14 protein-coding genes are annotated in these 18,184 nt (G+C 73.3%); 12 read left to right on the top strand and 2 right to left on the bottom strand.

Going from position 1 to position 18,184, the window contains the following annotated elements; genetic code table 11:
* Positions 1-19: 19 nt before the first annotated feature.
* The gene (locus ACG83_RS18805; RefSeq protein WP_235498011.1) at positions 20-2,965 is read right to left on the bottom strand and encodes an ATP-binding SpoIIE family protein phosphatase; all 2,946 of its coding nucleotides are present in this window, start codon (positions 2,963-2,965) and stop codon (positions 20-22) included.
* Positions 2,966-3,340: 375 nt separating this feature from the next.
* Between ACG83_RS18805 and ACG83_RS18800 the strand changes: the two genes are divergently transcribed.
* The 12 genes from ACG83_RS18800 (at position 3,341) to ACG83_RS18745 (ending at position 16,235) form a co-directional block, all read left to right on the top strand.
* On the top strand, positions 3,341-3,832 hold the full coding sequence (locus ACG83_RS18800) for a VOC family protein (RefSeq protein ID WP_054567523.1): 492 nt from the start codon (positions 3,341-3,343) through the stop codon (positions 3,830-3,832).
* The gene (locus tag ACG83_RS41605) at positions 3,829-4,356 is read left to right on the top strand and encodes a nuclear transport factor 2 family protein (RefSeq protein WP_063793130.1); all 528 of its coding nucleotides are present in this window, start codon (positions 3,829-3,831) and stop codon (positions 4,354-4,356) included. The genes ACG83_RS18800 and ACG83_RS41605 overlap by 4 nt, the downstream gene beginning before the upstream one ends.
* 149 nt (positions 4,357-4,505) lie before the next feature.
* A complete protein-coding gene (locus ACG83_RS18790; RefSeq protein ID WP_054567522.1) occupies positions 4,506-5,897 on the top strand; it encodes a CdaR family transcriptional regulator in 1,392 nt (463 codons plus the stop codon).
* A 163-nt stretch (positions 5,898-6,060) separates the two neighbouring features.
* Entirely contained in the window at positions 6,061-6,636 is a 576-nt protein-coding gene (locus tag ACG83_RS18785; protein WP_063793129.1) for a DUF1003 domain-containing protein, read from the top strand.
* 290 nt (positions 6,637-6,926) lie between these two features.
* On the top strand, positions 6,927-7,211 hold the full coding sequence (locus ACG83_RS18780; RefSeq protein ID WP_054567898.1) for a hypothetical protein: 285 nt from the start codon (positions 6,927-6,929) through the stop codon (positions 7,209-7,211).
* 365 nt (positions 7,212-7,576) lie between these two features.
* The gene (locus ACG83_RS18775; RefSeq protein ID WP_054567521.1) at positions 7,577-8,620 is read left to right on the top strand and encodes an alcohol dehydrogenase catalytic domain-containing protein; all 1,044 of its coding nucleotides are present in this window, start codon (positions 7,577-7,579) and stop codon (positions 8,618-8,620) included.
* Positions 8,617-9,687 (top strand): class I SAM-dependent methyltransferase, encoded by a 1,071-nt coding sequence (locus tag ACG83_RS18770; RefSeq protein ID WP_054567520.1) that lies wholly within the window; start codon positions 8,617-8,619, stop codon positions 9,685-9,687. The genes ACG83_RS18775 and ACG83_RS18770 overlap by 4 nt, the downstream gene beginning before the upstream one ends.
* Before the next feature lie 29 nt (positions 9,688-9,716).
* Positions 9,717-11,180, top strand: coding sequence for an amidohydrolase (locus ACG83_RS18765; RefSeq protein ID WP_083473363.1), 1,464 nt, complete (start codon positions 9,717-9,719; stop codon positions 11,178-11,180).
* 49 nt (positions 11,181-11,229) lie between these two features.
* The gene (locus ACG83_RS18760; RefSeq protein WP_235498009.1) at positions 11,230-12,531 is read left to right on the top strand and encodes an aromatic ring-hydroxylating dioxygenase subunit alpha; all 1,302 of its coding nucleotides are present in this window, start codon (positions 11,230-11,232) and stop codon (positions 12,529-12,531) included.
* Complete coding sequence (locus ACG83_RS18755) at positions 12,528-13,658, top strand: acetamidase/formamidase family protein (RefSeq protein ID WP_054567518.1); 1,131 nt, start codon at positions 12,528-12,530, stop codon at positions 13,656-13,658. Before ACG83_RS18760 ends, ACG83_RS18755 begins: the two co-directional genes overlap by 4 nt.
* Before the next feature lie 196 nt (positions 13,659-13,854).
* Entirely contained in the window at positions 13,855-14,940 is a 1,086-nt protein-coding gene (locus tag ACG83_RS18750; RefSeq protein WP_054567517.1) for a class I SAM-dependent methyltransferase, read from the top strand.
* A gap of 50 nt (positions 14,941-14,990) precedes the next feature.
* Positions 14,991-16,235: a hypothetical protein gene (locus ACG83_RS18745; protein WP_076824545.1), complete on the top strand. Its 1,245-nt coding sequence runs from the start codon at positions 14,991-14,993 to the stop codon at positions 16,233-16,235.
* Positions 16,236-16,368: 133 nt separating this feature from the next.
* On the opposite strand, the gene ACG83_RS18740 is transcribed toward ACG83_RS18745, so the two are convergent.
* On the bottom strand, positions 16,369-18,009 hold the full coding sequence (locus tag ACG83_RS18740) for a GGDEF domain-containing protein (RefSeq protein WP_063793128.1): 1,641 nt from the start codon (positions 18,007-18,009) through the stop codon (positions 16,369-16,371).
* Positions 18,010-18,184: the final 175 nt, after the last annotated feature.

The raw sequence follows: 18,184 nt of genomic DNA, 5'->3' as shown, positions 1-18,184 counted from the left end.
GGGGTTGGCCGGTCAGCGGTCAGTCGGCGTCCGTCAGGCTGACGGCGAGCATCGCCACGTCGTCCTCGTTGCCGTGGGTCCGGTCGAGGGTGGCGAGCAGGCCGTCGCAGAGCCGTTCGGGTGACAGACCGGGCGCCGCGTGGCGGCGGAGCAGCTCCAGGCCCTGGTCGATGGGCCGGGAACGGTCCTCGACGAGCCCGTCGGTGAACAGCACCACGGTGCTTCCGGGCTCCAGCGGCACCTCCAGCTCCGGGTAGTCCGCGACGCCGGCACCCAACGGCGGCCCCGGCTCCACGGGCGGGAACCAGGGCCGCCGCCGACGCGGGATCAGCAACGGCGGGAGGTGGCCGGCCGAGGCCACGGTGAGCACCCGGCGGCGCGGGTCGAGGACGGCCGTCGTCACGGTGCTGATGCTCGCCTGCTCCAGGCGGTTCATCGCGGCGTCGAGCGCGGTGAGGATGGCGGCGGGCCGGAAGCTGTCCAGGGCGTAGGCCCGCGCGGTCGCGCGCAGCTGCCCCATGGTCGCGGCGGCGTGCAGCCCGTGCCCCATGACGTCGCCGATGATGAGCGCGGCCCGGCCACCCTCCAGGGCGAGAACGTCGTACCAGTCGCCGCCGACCAGCGCACCCGCGCTGCCCGGCAGGTAGCGCCAGGCGAAGGTGAGCCCGGCGACACGCGGCAGCCGGCGGGGCAGCAGGCTGCGCTGCAGCGTCACCGCGATCTCGCGCTCGCGCTCGAACTGGAGTGCGTTCCCGAACGCACCGCTCGCACGGCGGATGAGCTCCTCGACCAGTGCCTCGTCCTCGGAAGCGGTGTCCGCCCCGGCGGTGCCGGCGAAGGCGGTGTCCGGGAAGGCGGTGTCCGGGAAGGCAGCGGCTGCGAAGGTGGTGCCGCCGGGAAGCCTGGCGGGGGCGCGGCCGGGCCGGCTGGCGTCGTCCGCCGTACTGCCCGCTGTGTCGTCGGCTGTGCCGTCCGCGGTGCCGTCTGCCGAGCCGTCCGCGAAGCCGGCGCGGCCCAGGGCGACGACGGCGGCGGTGCGCCCGGCGACGATGAGCGGGAACGCCACCGTGCCCGTGGTCGGCTCACGGACGACCGCGCCCCGCCCGGCCGCCGCCACCACCGGGCCCGGTGGTGGGACGCCTTGCGTCCGGACGACGTCCGCCCCGCCGGTGGCGGCGGTGACGACGGTGGCGTCGAGCGGGACCGCCGCCGAGATGCCGTGCGGTGGGATCCGCCAGCTGGCCGCCGCCGCGGAATGCCGCGGTACCAGCAGCCGCAGGAGGCGTTCGAGGATCCGGCCGGAGTCGAGCGTCGAGGCGAACAGGTCGCTCGCGGCGGTGAGGAACGCGGCCCGCTCCCTGGCGTGGCGCTCGGCGGTGAACAGGCGGGCTCGTTCCAGCGCCAGCGCGGTCTGCGCGGCCAGCGCCTCGATGAAGTTCCGCTCGTCGGCGTCGAACAGGCGCGAATGGTCGAACGAGAAGCGCAGCGCGCCGAGCACCTGCCTGGTGACCACCAGCGGTAGGCAGCACATGGCCACCACCGACGGCTCCAGCCGGGCCAGATCCGGATAGCGCAGGTAGCATTCGGCGCGGGACTCCAACCAGATCGCCCGACCGTTGCGCAGCGCGTCCACGGCGGGCAGCCGGTCGTCGAGGCGCTCGGCACGCAGCTGGGCCATCAGCTCCTCGCCGTACCCGACCGCGCCCGGGATCAGCACCTGACCGCCGCGCTGCCCGGCGTGGCCGGGATCCGCCGGCACGAGCAGGACGCCACCCGACGCGGCCAGGGCGGTCACGCTTTCGGAGACGACGACGTCCGCGACCTGCTCCGCGGTTGTCGCGCTGGCCAGCGCGGCGGTGACCCGCTGCAGCCGGGCCGCGCGTTCGGTGGCCCGGCCGGCGAGAACCTCCGCGTCGAGGGTGTTGAGCAGGTACTGCTCGAAGCTCGGTGTCGTGATCGGGCCGCCGCCGCCCTCCAGCGCCCGCAGCTGGTCGACCAGCGCGCGGACGTACCAGCGGCGGAAGGCGACATGTTGCGGCGGTGACTGCAGGGTCAGCAGCCGGGCCGCGCGGGCGTAGCTCTCGATCTCCTCCAGCGCCGCGAGGTAGGCCTCGCCCGCGACCGCGGAACGGGGTGACAGGGCGAGGTCCAGGGTGGTGCGCGGGAGGCCGGCCGCCGCGGCGGCCAGCGCCTGCCGTTTGATCGCCTTGCGGGGCTCGGAGAAGCGGGTGGTCACGATCCGCAGCAGTTCGGCCAGCCTGGTGGGCAGCGGCCCGCTCGACCCGGCCTGCGCACCTGTGGTGGCCAGGGTGAACTCCCGGACCAGCCCGTCGACATGGTTTTTCGCCGCGAGCAGGAGATCCGTCGGGACGTCCCCGAGCCTGACGTTGAAGCTGGCCCGACCGGCCGCCGAAGGGTCGGCGTCGATGGAGGTGTCGATGATCGGCGCGGTGCCCGAGTCGGCGCACCCGCGGGCCAGCTCCGCCCAGACGACCTTGCCGCTGACACCGGCGCCGTCGACCCCCCACCGGGTGGCGAGGGCGGCGACCAGCCCGAGGCCGCGGCCGGTCAGCCCCTGCCCACCGACCGGCGGGCACACCGGGGGAGTGGGGCTGCCGTCACTGATCTCGATGCGCACGGCCTCCTGGGCGGCGAAAAGCCGGGCCTCGACGGGTGGCAGGCCATGCAGCCAGGCGTTCGCCGTCAGCTCGCTCGCGATGAGGGCGACGTCGGGACGAAGATCGTCAGCCCACGCGTCCCCGGCCAGCGCGGCCTTGATCAGCCGGCGGACCATGGCCGGGGCCGAGGGCTCGCTGGCCAGGATCCAGCGGCCTCGCAGCAGCCAGCCGTCAGCCGCCCGCGCCGCCGCTACCGGCTCCGCCGCTGGCCACGGGTCCGGCGCGGCCGAGCCGTTGTCCACTGCCCATGTATACCCGGGATCGGCGAAAAGCACCTCTTCAGACATTCGGGGATGCCTAGCCGGCCAGACCGGTCGCGGCCGCGACCGGAACGTGTAACGCGGACCCGGCGCACCGGGGTGGCAGCCCGGATCTTTTGTGCTTCTGGCACATCGGTGCGGGTACCGGGCCGTTCCTAGCATCTCGGCACGACGGTGGGTGCCCGGCGGACGTGGCACCGGCGGCCGAACCGGGTAGGAGTTCCAGACGGCCGGGCGGGGAGCGACCGCGACAGGCGGACCACGTGGACGCACCATCTCGCCACGTGGGCGGAGCATGAGGAGTGACGTCGGGTGACGATCGAAGCGACAACAGCAGCGCGGCCTGAGACCACATCGCGGCCTGAGAGTACGGCGCGGCCTGAGAGCGTGCGGCCTGAGAGCGTGCGGTCTGAGAGCGACAGCGCCGCCGCGGTCACGGGTGGGTCGGGGCTCGCGCAGCCGCGCTGGACCCACATCGCGCTGCCGTCGGGCGACCTGGACGCGTCCGTCGCCTTCTACACGAGCATGACTCCGCTGGTCGTGGTGGCCGAACGGGAGGACGCCGACGGCCGCAACGCCTGGCTGTCCAACCCCGGCCAGTGGGAGACGCCGTTCGTGCTGGTCCTCGCGGCGTTCAACAACGCGCGGGGCAGCCAGCAGGGGATCATGAAGCCGTTCGCGCACATCGGCATCGAGCTGCCTACCCGCGCGGACGTGGACAAGGCCGCCGACCGGGCCCGGGACGCCGGCTGCCTGCACTGGGAGCCCCGGGACATGCCGGACCCGATCGGCTACATCTGCGCCGTCACCGACCCGGACGGCAACGTGATCGAGTTCAGCCACAACCAGCGGGTGTTCTCGACCGTCCGCGAACTGTGGGGCCCGAAGTCGTGACCTCCGCACCACCCACGGACGGAACCTCGGCGCTCGGCTGGGAGCAGGCTCGCGGAGAGCAGACGCGCGGAGAGCAGGCGCTGGGCGGGGAGCCGGCGACATGGCCCGGCCTGCCCCGGCCGGCCGCGGCCTACATCGCGGCACTCAACGCCGGTGATCCGGACGCTGTCGCGGCCTGTGTGACCGAGGACTTCCGCAACGAGCACGCCTCGCCGGCGGGCCGGGGCTGTGTCGGGCGGGCTGCCTACCGGGAGCGCCTGCCCGGCTTCCTCGCGGCCTTCCCGGGGCTGCGGTACGTCCCGGACGGTGACCCGGTCGCGGCCGGTGATCGGGTCGCTGTGCCGTACCTGATGACGGCGTCGATGCCCGAGGGGGCGCTGCGGATCCGCGGTCTGTGGATGCTCACCCTGCGGGCCGGACTCGTCGCGCACCGCGTTGACTACTGGGACAGCGGGGCGGTTCCCGCCGGGGCGCGGCCCGCCGGCGGCGCGGCGACGCCGGCGGGGGCCGCCGCGGCGGACTGATCCGGCACGCTCCGGCGCGTCGTCGCGCCATCTGCGCACGTCGGTTCCGAGCTGCCGCCGCGTTGTGTAATCCTGCCCGCTGGACCTGCGAACCCGCAGGTGGGAAGCCCGCAACCGCCCACACGGGCTCGAGAGGACGTGACGCCAGGGTGTCACCCAGCAACCGCGTCGCGACGACTGTGGCGCCGCAGGCGCCCACCGAGCCCCAGGGCGGTCCGTGGCCTGCGCCCGGCATCACCCGGCCTGCGCCGGACATCACCGCGCTGGCCCGGGAGCTGACCGAGCTCGCGCTGTCGGGCAGCGACTGGCGCCCGGTCATCCGCCGGCTCGCGGCCGCGGCCGGTCGTCCGGTGCGGCTGCTGGGCGTGCACGGCGACGTCGTCGCGGCGAACCCGCCGGGCCCGGCGGGAACGACCGGCTGGGCAGGCCCGGCGGGAACGGCTGGGTCAGCCGGGTCAGCTGCGTCAGCCGCCGGAGTGAGCGGCGGACTGACCGCGCTGCTGACCCGGCCCGGATACACCGAGGTGACCTGTGCGGACGGCTGGCGCGGCCGGGGCGCGACCGTCCAGGCCGGCTCGCGCTACGTCGGGCTGCTCCTGATCGGTGTCGGCCCGCCGGCCCCGGAAACGGAAGCCGGCAGCGCTGGCCAGGATGCCGCCGATGATGATCGGGATGGCCTCGACGCACTGGTCAACGCCGCGCGGACCGCACTGGCGATCGTCGCGGTGCGGCGGGACGCGGAGGCCGCCGCGCGGGCGGAAAGCGCCAGCCGACTGGCGAACGAGCTCCGTTTCGGATCACCACGGGGCCACGACGAAATGCTGCGCTCCGCCGCGCGCTTCGGTCTCGACCTGGCCGTTCCGCACGCCGCCGCCCTGTTCTTCTACGACGGCCGGCATGGGCGGGCCTGGGGCACCGGCCTCACCTGGATCGAGTCGCCCACCGCGCGGGACGGTGAGCTGGGCTGGACGGTGCTCACCGGCGACATCGAGCGCGAGCTCGGCCGCATCCGGGACCGCCTGCAGGGCATGGTCGGGCCGGACCGCCCCGTCCTCGCGGCCGCCGGCCCGGTCGTCACCGACAACGGCTTCGACCTCGCCGAGACGACATCCTCGTTCAGCGAGGCGGAGGCGGTGCTGGCCCTGCTGCGCCATCGCGGCGACGGGATGACGCTGGTGCACTCGGAGCTGGGCCTGGCCGGCCTGCTGCTCGCGGTGCCGCGCAGCCGTCTGGAGGCGTTCACCCGCGCCGAGCTCGGCCCGCTGCTCGAACGGCCCGACCTGTTCGTCACCCTGGCCGCCTGGCTGGAGACCAACGGGAGCCGGGCCGCGGTGGCCGAACGCATCCACGTCCACCGCAACTCGGTCGGTTACCGGATGAACCGGGTCAGGGAACTGCTCGGTCTGCAGGACGACGAACCGACCCGCATGTGGCGCCTGCACGCCGCGGTGGTGGCCCGCGAGGTCCTCCAGGCACTGTCGGCGGCGTCCACGGCTTCCGCCGACGAGTCGGTCACCGAGCGTCGGCCGGTTCCGACGTAGCCTCCCGGCCTCCCGGACCGCCGGGGCACCAGGTCCGGTACCGCCCGGATGAGCCCGCCGATGTGGCCAGCTTGGGCCGTCCGCGGGCAACGCCGCCGCCGATGGCCTTGCGAGAATGGTGCGCGCCGGGAGGGCCGACAGGCCGGGCAGGAGGAGACGCGTCGTGACCCTTACGCCGGGGCAGCGGGGCGCAGGCGACGCCAACGTGCCGTCGCCTGCGGACAGCGTCACCGCCACGCCGCACCGCTCGACGGTCACGTTGCCCCACGAGCGGGAGACCTTCGCCCGCATGCGCGGGACCGAGGAGCGGGTCGCGGACGCGATCACCAGGTCCGCGGGAAGGATGCGCTTCGCCTATCTGCACGCGGTGTGGTTCGCCGGATGGATCCTGGTCAACCTGGGCGTGTTCGGCAGGGCGGCGGTCTTCGACCCGTACCCGTTCGGTCTGCTCACGATGGTCGTCAGCCTGGAGGCGATCTTCCTGTCGACCTTCGTCATGGTGAGCCAGAATCGCCAGGCTGCCCGGGACAACATCCGTGCCGACATCGACTTCGAGACGAATCTGCGTTCCGAGGTCTGGTCAGCCCACATAGGCCGTTCGCTGGGGCTTGACGCGGAGCAGGTCGAACTGGAGGTCCAGCGGCTTGTCGCGCAGAGCCGGGCCCGGCTCGACGGCAGTCCGGCTGATCCACCCGGGGGCCTTCCAGGTACGCCGGAACCCGCCAGCCTGCCGAAGTGAGCGTGATCGAACACCGCGGGTGACTCGCCCTCGCCCACCTTTCGTGTCTGCCGATGTTCCGGATCTCGGGCTGTTCCGGCCGCCGATGGCTGGTCAGCGGCGTGCGGCTGACCGGTGGCCCACCCCATAACGGGCTCAGCGCGGTTCCCGATGGTCTGTTACGTAACCTGGCCGCCGTGAGTTCGTCTGGACTCACGTTGTGGTCGCGCATTCTGAAAGCCGCTCGTTCGGCGGTTCAGGAGCGGGGGCATCGGCACCTGGAAATATCGTGAATGCGGAGGGTGGGTTCGGTGCGAAATAACGTGAGCTGGCTCGTCTGCAAGGTCGGCTGTATCGAATGCGGAATCATCGAGGAGCCGGTGCTGAGGATTATCGGCGTGTACGCGGCGGAGGAGGAGGCAGTCACCTCCGCGCGTGCGGAGGCCCACACGATCGCGCGGCGTTGGGGAATGACGAACCCGGAGGAGCCATACCCGGTACGCGCGGCCGACGTGCTGGGCTCCCGGTTGGGCGCCGGCTGGATGTGGACCCCCGCCGACCACGAGCAGGTCTACGCGGTACAGGTCCCGTCCTGATCCGTTCCCGGGCCACGTCCTGATCCGTTCTGACCGCACGACGACCGTGGATGGCAGGCACCTCGCCCCTCCTCGGTATCCCCTGGCCACGCCGGGCGACTGGTCATGTCGCCCGGCGTGCTCCGTTTCGGGAGTGCTACGTCCGCTGTCCTGGCAGTTCCGGTGACAGTCGCCGAGCGGGTGGGTCCGACCAGCGTTTGTGCGCCCGGCACATCGGGCCTGACGCCGCCGGGACCTAGCGTCGGTGCCGGCGCGGGAAACGGCTCCGCCGAATCCCCCGCCCGGCCGGCTCGCCAGGGAGAAGACCGGTAGCGGCTGTGGTCGGAGTTGGCATGGATAACTGCCAGAAACTACGGGAGGCGTGAGTGCGGGCGGTCGTACAGCACGGGTTCGGTGGCGTGGAGGTGCTCGCGGTCGAGACCGTTCCCGACCCTGTTCCGGGGGCCGGCGAGGTCGTCGTCCAGGTCGCGGCCTGCGGCCTGAACCACCTGGACGTCATGCAGCGCCGCGGTCCGGCGAAGATACCCGGGTTCGCGTCCCCGCACATCGCGGGAATGGACATCGCCGGCACGGTCGTGGCGGTCGGCCCGGCGGCTGGTGAGCTGCGTGAGGGCGACCGGGTGGTGGTCAATCCGGCGGTGCCGTGCCGGAAGTGCGAGACCTGCCTGCGGGGCGACGACGGTTTCTGCCCGGACACGCGGGTGCTCGGCGGCAACGCTCCCGGCGGCTACGCCGAATATGTGCTGGTCCCCGCGTTGAACGCACATCTCGTCCCCGATCATGTCCCGCTGGCGGAGGCGGCGCTGCTGCCGACGATCTGGACGACGGCCTGGCACGCGCTGAGCCCGGTCGGTGGCCTTCGCGAGGGCGAGACGCTGCTGGTGCACGCCGCCGCCAGCGGGGTGAGCCTCGCCGCGGTGCAGCTCGCCAAGCAGCTCGGCGCGACCGTCATCGCGACCGCGAGCAGCACCGACAAGCTGGCGTTCGCCGGCGGCATCGGCGCCGACCATCTGATCCTCGCCGGGGCGGGCACACCGTCCGAGCAGGTGGTGGGCGCGGTACGGGAGGCGACCGGCGGGCGCGGTGTGGACATGGTGCTCGACCATGTCGGCCCGGCGACGTGGCCGGCGTCCCTGTTCAGCCTGGCGCCCCGCGGGCGGCTGGTGTTCGTCGGCGACACCTCCGGCGCCGAGGCGACGGTGCCGCTGGAATACAGCTTCCACTTCGGCCTGAAGCTGCTCGGCTCCGACCCGTACCCGGCCCGCGAGTTCGGCGAGGTGTTGGAGCGCTACTGGCGTGGCGGCCTGGTGACGCCGGTGGACGAGGAGTTCCCGCTCACCGCCGCCGCCGCGGCGCAGTCCCGGCTGGAGGAGCGCCGGGCCGTCGGCAAGGTCCTGCTGCGGCCATGAGCGTCGACCTGAGCGACCCGAGCTCGTCGACGGAGGCCGCCGCGGAGCCGGTCGTGCCCGGCCCGGCCCCGGTCTGGGAGGTGATCCACGGCTTCACCCGGTACTGGGCGGTCGTCGCCGCGCTGGACCTGGGCCTGCTCGAACAGCTGGCCGCAGGCCCGCGGCCGGCATCCGTGCTGGCCGTGGCAGTCGGCGTGGACGAGCACCGGACGGCGCTGCTCGCCGACACCCTGGTGGCGCTCGGCCTGCTCACCCACGAGCCTGCCGTCGGCTATCGGCTCAGTGCGGTCGCGGCAACGTATCTGCTTGCCGGCGCACCGAGGACGATGGTGGCGCTGGTCCGCGGCGCGCCAGGGCCGCACGAGCGGTGGCCGGAGCTCGCCCGGACGCTGCGCCGCGGCGCGCCGGCGGTGCGGATCGAGGACGACCCGGGCGGCTTCTACCCCGCCTTGGCCTCGGCCACCGCTCCCGTGCAACGGCAGGTCGCCCGCGCGGTCGTCGACACGCTGAGCCCGATCGGGCCGGACCCGCTGGTGATCGATCTGGGCGCCGGCGCCGCACCGTGGACACTGGCGTTCCTGACGGCGTGGCCGCGGGCCCGCGCGCTCGCGGTGGAGCTGCCCGAGGTCGTCGCCGTAACCGAAGGGGCGATCGCCGCGGTGGGTGATGCCGCGGTCGACGCCGTGCGGGCCGGTGCCCGGGTGCGGGTGGTGGCGGGCGATTACCACCAGGTGGAGCTTCCGGACGCCGCCGCCGACGTCGTCGTCCTCGGCCATGTGCTGCGGGCCGAGTCCGTCGCGGGAGCGCGCCGGCTGGTGGCACGGGCCGCGGCGGCGCTGCGGCCGGGCGGCACGCTGGTCGTCGCCGACTACCCGCGGCCGGAGGTGCCCACCGCACCGTCCACTCCGGCCCTGCTCATGGGCCTCACCATGCTCGCGTCAACCGGCGGCGACGGCGTTTTCCGGGTCGCCGACCTGCACGGCTGGATGCGGGCGGCAGGCCTGGAACCGGCGGCGACGCTCCAGCCGCTGCCCGGCCAGACCGTGATGACCGCACGCCGCCCCTGACATCCCTCACCCACACCGAGGAACCGGAAATGACGATGCCTCCCGAGGACCTATCTCCAGCTGGCTCCCCATCGGCCTCTGTGCCCGCGGCGGTGCCGGCCGGCGCGCCTGTGCCGGTCGACACGATCATCGCCGGAGCGGTCGTGGTCACCATGGACGACGAGCGCCGGGTCCTGCGCGACGGCGCGGTCGCGATCGCCGGTGACACGATCGCCGCCGTCGGCCCGACCGCCGAGATCCTCGCCGGGTACCGGGCCGCCGAGACCGTCGACGGACGTCGGTTCGTGCTGACGCCGGGCCTGGTGAACACGCACATCCACGTCACCGGCGAGCCGCTGACCCGCGGCTACGTCCCGGACGACACCCCCTTCGAGGAGAACGTCTTCGCCTGGCTCTGCCCGCTCTACGCCGCCTACAACGAGCCGGAGGAGCGGCTGTCCGGCCAGCTCGCCGCCCTGGAGATGCTGCGCAGCGGCACCACCAGCTTCCTGGAGGCGGGCACGATCCGCTTCCTCGACGCCGTCGTCGACGGGCTCGAAGAGACCGGCATCCGTGGCCGGGTCGGCCGCTGGACCTGGGACCTGCCACCGGAGCCGGACGTCTACCGGCAGAACACCGACGACGCCATCAAGGGGCTGGTCGACGAGCTCGACCGGTTCGCCACCGCCGCCGACGGGCGGATCGCCGCCTGGCCGATCCTCGTCGGCCACAACACCTGCAGCGACGAGCTGTGGCAGGCGGCGGCCGGGCTCGCCCGCGAACGCGGCACCGGGCTGTCGTTCCACATGTCGCCGGCCGAGGTCGACCCGGCGTACTTCCTCGCCACCTACGGGCGCCGGCCGATGGAGCACCTCGCCGACCTCGGCGTGCTCGGGGACAACGTGATCCTCACCCATGCGGTGCACGTCGACGACGCCGAGATCGACCTGCTCGCGCGGACGGGGACGTCCGTCGCGCACTGCCCGACGACGGCGCTGAAGGTCTCCTACGGCGTGACGCGGATCGGGAGGTTTCCCGAGATGGCCGCCCGCGGGGTCAACGTCGCCATCGGCACCGACGGCAACAACGCCAGCAACTACTCCGACCTGATGCGCGCGACCTACCTGGTCGCCGGGCTGTTCAAGGACGGCCGCCAGGACCCGACGATGTTCCCCGCCGAGGAGGCGTTCGCGATGGCGACCGTCGGCGGTGCCCGCGGCCTCGGCCTGGCCGACGAGATCGGGGTGCTGGCGCCCGGACGCAGGGCCGACCTCGTCGCGCACGACACCGACCGCCCCGAATGGCGCCCGCTGCTCAACGTCGCCAACCAGCTGGTGTGGTCCGCCGACGGCCGCGGTGTGCACAGCGTGTGGGTCGACGGCCGCCGCGTGGTCGAGAACTACCACCACACGGTGATCGACGAGGAGGCGCTCTACGCCGCCGCGCAGACGGCCGGAGAGGCGATCACGGCCCGCTCCGGACTGCCCGCGAAATCCCGCTGGACGCTGGTCTGACCGCCCGCCAGCAGCTCCGCCTCTGCATTCCGCCTATCAGGAAGACGCCATGACGGTACTCACCCCGCAGCTGCTGGAATCCTTCGCCGACTCCGTGCGGCCGACCGCGCAGGCGGTCACGCTGCCACCTGCCGTCTACACCGACGCGGAGTTCTTCGCCTTCGAGAAGGAGGCCGTCTTCGGCCAGGAATGGCTCTGCCTCGGCCGGGCGTCCGACGTGCCGAACCCGGGCGACTTCGTCAACGTCGACATCATCGGTGAACGGCTCACCATGGTCCACGGGCAGGACGGGCGGATCCGGGTGCTCTCCCCGGTCTGCCAGCACCGCGCAATGCTGGTGAGCGAGGGCAGCGGAAACTGCCGCGCCTTCAAATGCGCCTACCACCACTGGACGTACGGCCTCGACGGCAGGCTGGTCGGCGCCCGCGAGATGGGCCGCACGGAGGGCTTCGACCGTTCCCGGCACGGCCTGCCGTCACTGCCGGTCGAGCAGTGGCAGGGCTTCGTCTTCACCAGCCTGCGGGCCGAACCGTCGCCGCTGGCACCGAGGCTGGCGAAGCTCGACGCGCTGCTGGCGAACTTCGAGCTCGAGCGGTGCGTCGCGCGGAACTCCTTCTCGAGTCCCTCCATGCCCTGGAACTGGAAGGTGATGTTCGAGAACTTCAACGACGGCTACCACGCGAGCCGGCTGCATGCCGGCGTGCACGACTTCTGCCCGAGTGACCGCTCGGAGTTCCTGCCCTACGACGACGATGACGCGGCGATCGCCCGTACGAACGGCTTTCTTCACCCCGACGGCGGTTTCAACGCGCTGCAGCGTGCGCTGCTCCCGGTCTTCCCGGGAATCACCGAGGAGGAGCGTTCCCGCGCGGCGTTCGCGCTCGTCCCGCCGACGCTGTGCATCGGTGTCGCGCCGGACCAGGCGTTCTACTTCCTGATTCGTCCGGTCGATGCCGGGCACATCGCGGTGGAGGTGAACTACCTGTTCCATCCGGACGCGCTGCGCGACCGCCTCTTCGAGGAGAAGTACGAGCTTTCCAACGCCGGGGTCAACGGCATCGTCGCCCAGGACGTCGAGGCGACGACCGGCGTCCAGCAGGGGCTGACCAGCCGGTTCGCCCCGCGCGGGCGCTACTCCTACCTGGAGGAGGCGCAGGCGCAGTTCAACCGCTGGCTGGTCCGCCGCTACACGGCGCACTGGCCGGGCGCCGATGACGCCGCGGTTTCCGCAGCCGGCGCGGGACCGGTGCCGGCCGATCCCGCCGCGCCGACCGTGGCGACGGTCCGCTCGGCGGGAAACCGGATTCCTCCCCGGCCTGAAGGCCGGAGTTTCCTCCGGAGTTCCCGATGACTACCCTGAGCACCGGCTCGGTGGCCGCAGGCACCGACGGCGCCGCGTACCTGCCCTCGACACCGGACACCGTCCGCTGGGGCTGGCTGCCCAACGCCGAGTCGGCGCCCGTTCTGCGGGTCGCGCCGGGCAGCGCGGTCACCATCGACACGGTCAGCCATGAGGGGATCATGGAGGATCAGGGCCGGGACCCGCTGGCGTACTTCGATGCGCACGGCGCGCGGCCGGGCGAGGTGCCGGCCGACCAGGTGGCGATCGCCGCGTCCGGCATCGCGCACGACTTCGACGCCGGGCCACATGTCGTGACCGGCCCCATCCAGGTCGACGGGGCGGTGGCCGGGGACCTGCTGCGGGTCCGGGTGGTCGGCCTCGACCTGCGCGCCCCGTTCGGTGTGATCAGCAACCGGCACGGGCTGGGCTGCCTGGCCGGCGAGTTCCCGGAGGGCACCGTCCGCCACCCGGACGCCGACGTCGCCCATCCCGACCGCTACGGCTCGGTGTGCACGTTCGTCCGGACCCGCCGCTCCGGCGGCCGCGACTACGGGGTGCTGCCGTTCGGCAACCCGGGCCTGCCCGGCGCGGAGGCGGTGTTCCCGCTGGCCCCGTTCCTCGGCGTGATGGGAGTCGCGCCGAACGTCACCGAACCGGTGCCGTCGGTGCCACCGGGCGGCCACGGCGGCAACGTCGACGTGGCGATGCTCGGCGCCGGCAGCACGTTCTACCTGCCCGTCCAGGTCGACGGTGGGCTGTTCTTCGTCGGCGACCCGCACTACGCGCAGGGCGACGGCGAGGTCGCGCTCACCGCGCTGGAGGCACCGCTGCGCGCCACGGTGGTGCTGGACGTCCTGCGCGGCGCCGAGGCCGACCGGGTCGTCGGTGTGCTGCGTGAGCCCTTCGGTGAGACGGACGCCTACTGGCTGCCGCTCGGCATGGACCGCGACCTCGACGAGGCGATGCGCAAGGCGACCCGGGCCGCCGTCGCGTTCCTGTCGACGCGGATGGGGATGAGCCGCGCCGCCGCGATGGCGTATCTGTCCGCCGCCGGAGACTTCGCTGTCAGCCAGGTCGTCGACGACGTCAAGGGCGTCCACTGCAAGATCCGCAAGAGCGACTTCCCGGCGGCGTGATCCTTTTGGCCGAAGCCGCGGCCGGCGCGACCGCAGCGCAGCCGCGGCCGCGTTCGCCGCCGGCGCGGGCGGGCGGCGGAGAAAACGGTTCGATCCCGTGCATACGATGCCTGAGCTGTCGTTCCCGCCGTGCCGCCCGCGGGTGAATCCGGCCTGACCAGGTCCGGCGAGGCCTGGTGGTACCCCCGGAGGGCATGTGGTGGAGCAGGTGGGAGCGCACGCGGCGTGGGCCGAGGCCGGCCCGGACCTGGAGGGGACGCTCTTCCCCGCCGGCCCGCCGCTGCCGATCTGGGAGGTCATCGCCGGCTACACCCGCTACTGGGCGGTCGTCGCCGCGCTCGACCTGGGTGTCTTCGAGGCGCTCGCGGACGGGCCCGGCGGGGTGGACGAGCTCGCGGCGCGCACCGAGGTCGCGCCGACGCGGCTCGTCGTCGTCCTGGACTACCTGGTCGCCGCCGGCCTGCTGGAGGCCGCCGGGGAGCGTCGTTTCGCGCTCACCCCGGCGGCGCGGTGCTTCCTGCTGCGCGGCTCCGAGCTGTCCATGGCCGACATGCTGCGCTTCTCGCCCGGTCCGACGTCCGCCTGGCCGGAACTGTCGGCCACCCTGCGGCGCGGCCGGCCGACCCGGTCCGTCGAGGACGACGCCGGCCTGTTCTACGGGAGGCTCGCCCAGGCGAGCGCACCCACCCAGCGGGCGGTCGCCGCCGCGGTTGCCGCCGACCTGCCCGATCCCGGTCCGGACGCGCTGGTGCTCGACCTCGGCGCGGGCGCCGCTCCGTGGGCGATCGGGATGCTGCAGGTCTGGCCGCGGGCGCGCGCTCTCGCCGTCGACCTGCCGTCGATCATCCCGTTCGCGCAGGCCGCGGCAGCCACCCACGGGGTGGCCGACCGTCTCGAGGTGCAGGCCGGCAGCTATCTGGACGCCGTCCTGCCCGTCGGGGAGGCGGCGGTGGTGACCATCGGGCACGTCCTCGGGCTGCAGTCCGCCGACCTGGCCAAGGCGCTGTTGCTGCGAGCCAGGGGAGCGATGCGCCCCGGCGGCTTCGTCGTGATCTCCGACTACTACCGCCCGGCGCAGCCTCCGACCGGCCGCGACCTCGAAGCCGCGCTGCCGCAGTCGATGGCGCTGACCCTGCTGGCGAACACCTGGGAGGCCGAAGTGATCGAGCTGCCGGTGCTGATGTCGTGGCTGGCCGAGGTGGGCCTGGTGCCCTGGGCTGTCCGTTCGCTGCTGCCCGGCCAGCTGGCCGTCATCGCCACCGAGCCACCGGGGGCATGGTAGTCGTGCCCCCGGTGGCTTCCTTGCCGACAGCTTCCGCGCATACAGCTTCCGTGCGTGCAGCTCCGGACCTGGCCGGGCTGGAAGCCGACCTCGTCGAGGCGGCTTTCGACGGCGCGGGGTGGGGCACCCTGCTCGGCCTGCTCGCCACCGCCACCGGCCGGGTGTTCCGGCTGCTCGACCTGACCGGAGCGCTGCTGGCCGCGTCCGAGCCGTCGACCCCGCGGGGGCCGGTCGCGGGCAGCTCCGCCGTCGCGCTGGCCGCCCTGCTGGTCCGTCCCGCGCTCGGCCCGGCCGCCGTCGTGTGCCGGGACGGCTGGCGCGGGCACGGCGGCCCGGTGCGCATCGGACAGCGCTACCTGGGCGCGCTCCTGCTCGACGCCGACCAGGCGTACGCCGATCGACTGGTCGAGGCCGCCGCCACGGCGCTCGCCATCGTGGCGCTGCGGCGCGACGCCCACGCCGCCGGCCTCGCCCGCGGGGTCGATGTGGTGATCGACGACCTGCGGCATGGCGCGATCCGGCCGGCAGCCGAGTTCGTCCGCGTCGCGGAGAGCGCCGGGCTGGACGTCCGCATCCCCCACGCGGGTGCGGCGCTGTGGCACCGCGGCAGCGACCAGGACGCCTGGGTGAGGGCCTGTGAGGTGATCGGCTTCCCGGTGCTTCGCGACGGTGACCGGGCATGGACGCTGCTGTCCGGTGACGTGCCGGCCGAGCTCGGCCGGCTGACGCGGCACCTCGCCTTCCAGCTCGGCTCACCGGGCGCGGTTCTCGCCGCCGCGGGGCCGGTGGTGCCGGGCGACCCGGTCGACCCGTCGGAGACCGCCACCTCCTTCGGCGCGGCGGACACGGTCCTGGCCCTGCTGCGCGCCGGCCACGCGCAGGCTGGCCACCCCGTACGGGACGCCACCGCGGCGCGGGGCGGTGCCTCGGCGCGGGACGACCGTTCGCGTCCCGGTGACCGGGAGCGGACGTCGTTGCTCTTCGACGACCTGGGGCTGGAACGGCTGCTCGTCGGCCTCCCGCCGCAACGCCTGAGGGCCTTCACCGAGCGGACACTGGCCGGCCTGACCCCCGCGGATGTCGATCTGCTGCGCGCGTGGCTGGAGACGGACGGCAGCCTCGACGCCACCGCCGCGTGCCTGGGCGCCTCGCCAGCCCGGATGCGCCGCCGCCTGCCCGCACTGGTGGCGGGCCTGGCCGGCCCGGTCGCGGAGATTCCGGTCGGGCGCCTCACCGACCTGCACGCGGCCACCCTCGCCCGCCGGTTCGCCGCACTGTTCAGCGCTGAGACCTGATCCCGGCGCTGGCAGCCGGCCCGCCGCGTACGGAGCGCCCGCGGCAACCCTGCGATCGGTTCGAGCCCGAAGGGTGGTCGACCGCCACGACGGTGCCGGCCCGGTTCCCCGAAACAGACGTGCCATCCGACGGTCAGCTGGGCGTCCAGTGGATCTGCGGCGGATCGCGTCCGGGGTGGACTCCCAGGCGGCGGTTGTAGATGACGAGTTTGGTGGTGTCGGCGCGTTTCGCCGCGTACATCGCGAGATCGGCCTGGTGGAGCAGGCTGTCGGGGGTCATCGGCCAGGTGTCGGGGTCGAGGGTGACGAGCCCGAGGCTGGCGCGTGGCTGGAAGGTCTGGCCCGCGAGCTGGCATGGTGTCTGCACCGTGATCGCGAGGCGCTGGGCCACGTGGACCGGATCGTCTGGGCCGGAGCCGTCGAGGATGACGGCGAACTCGTCGCCGCCGAGCCGGGCGACCAGGTCGTTCGCGCGGGTTCCGGCCCGCAGCCTGGCTGCGGTGATCTTGAGGAGTTCGTCGCCGATGGCGTGCCCGAAGGTGTCGTTGACCCGCTTGAACTGGTCCAGGTCGACGAACAGGACGGACACGGCGGCCTGGCCGCCGGTGGCCGTGTCGCCGCCGCGCGCCTCGGTGCCGGGGTCGACCTCGTGCCGCAGGCGTCGGGCGAACAGCGCCCGGTTGGCCAGTCCGGTCAGGGGGTCGTGAAACGCCTGATAGTTCAGCTGCTTCTCGCGTTCTCGCACCTCTGCGAGGAGACGAGTGTTCTCGGCGAGAGTGATCATCTGCCGGGTGAACGCCAGGACCAGCAGTGACACCGCGCCATACGCTTCGACCGGGTTGAGCGGGACGCCCGCGACCAGCTTGCCGAGAGGCACCAGGCCGGTCACCGCGAGCACGGCGTACGGCAGGGCGGTATGCGCCCACATCGCCCGCGGACCGGGCTCGACGGTGGTGTTCCGATCCACAGCCGCGCTGGCCGGTGCCAGCGCGGCGAGGGTTATCAGCTGGAGCGAGACGATGAGCGGCATCAGGCTCCACGCCGGCAGGTCGTAGTGACCGTGGGCGTAGCGGTAGACGTTGATGCTGTTCGTGAGGGCGTACCCGAGCAGGCCGCCACCGAGCAGCGCCAGGGTCGCCGGGGACCGTGGCCGGCGGAAGGTGGCGATCAGCAGCACGGCAGTCGCGAGGACGAGCGCGGTCAGCTGGTGGACCAGCGCGACGAGAAGCTGCGCGGGGTCGGGCGAGCTTGCCCGGACGATCGCCGCCAGCGACGTCCCCCACTCGAACAGGAGGACCGAACCGACGATCAGGAGGCTGTCCAGCACGACGATCACGTGCCATCGATTCAGGCCACCGTCTCGACCGCGCGCGCTCCGGCCCTCGACCGGATAGGTGGGCAGGTACAGCAGCCCGGCCAGTGCCAGTCCGTAGAAGGCGATCAGGCCGAGAAACGCCGAGGTCGCGGCGGACCTGATCGTGTCGCCATTCAGTAAGATCACCGTGGTCAGGAGGGCACCTCCGGCGAGACCGGCTGCGAACATGCCGATGAGCACCCGCCATCGCCGATCGTCCACTGCGGCATGCCGGGCACTCCAGAAGCAGGCCGCCGCGGCGGTGACCTCGGAGACGAACGCGACGACCGTCGTGGCGGTCCCTGCCGGCCCCGGGGCCAGCAGCGCCGCGGACAGGGCCGCCAGCCCGACGAGCAGCGCGCAGCCCACCAGCGCGTGGCGAAGAGGCGGGGGTATGCCGGACCATCCGGCCGAGCGCACAGGATCCGGTGGAGCACCGCAGACTGCTCGGAGCTCCGCCACCACTACCTCCACGCCATCCCGACGAGTACCTCCACGCCATCCCGACGAGCCACTCGGCTGCGCGCTGGTCGACGCGACAGGCCGCCAGCGTCCCGCCCTTGACGGACGGCGGCGCCACCTGTTGACTGCCCGG

Origin of the sequence: Frankia sp. R43 (assembly GCF_001306465.1) — a bacterium.
Classification (GTDB): Bacteria; Actinomycetota; Actinomycetes; order Frankiales; family Frankiaceae; genus Parafrankia; species Parafrankia irregularis.
This window is presented reverse-complemented; position numbering and strand designations above follow the sequence as displayed.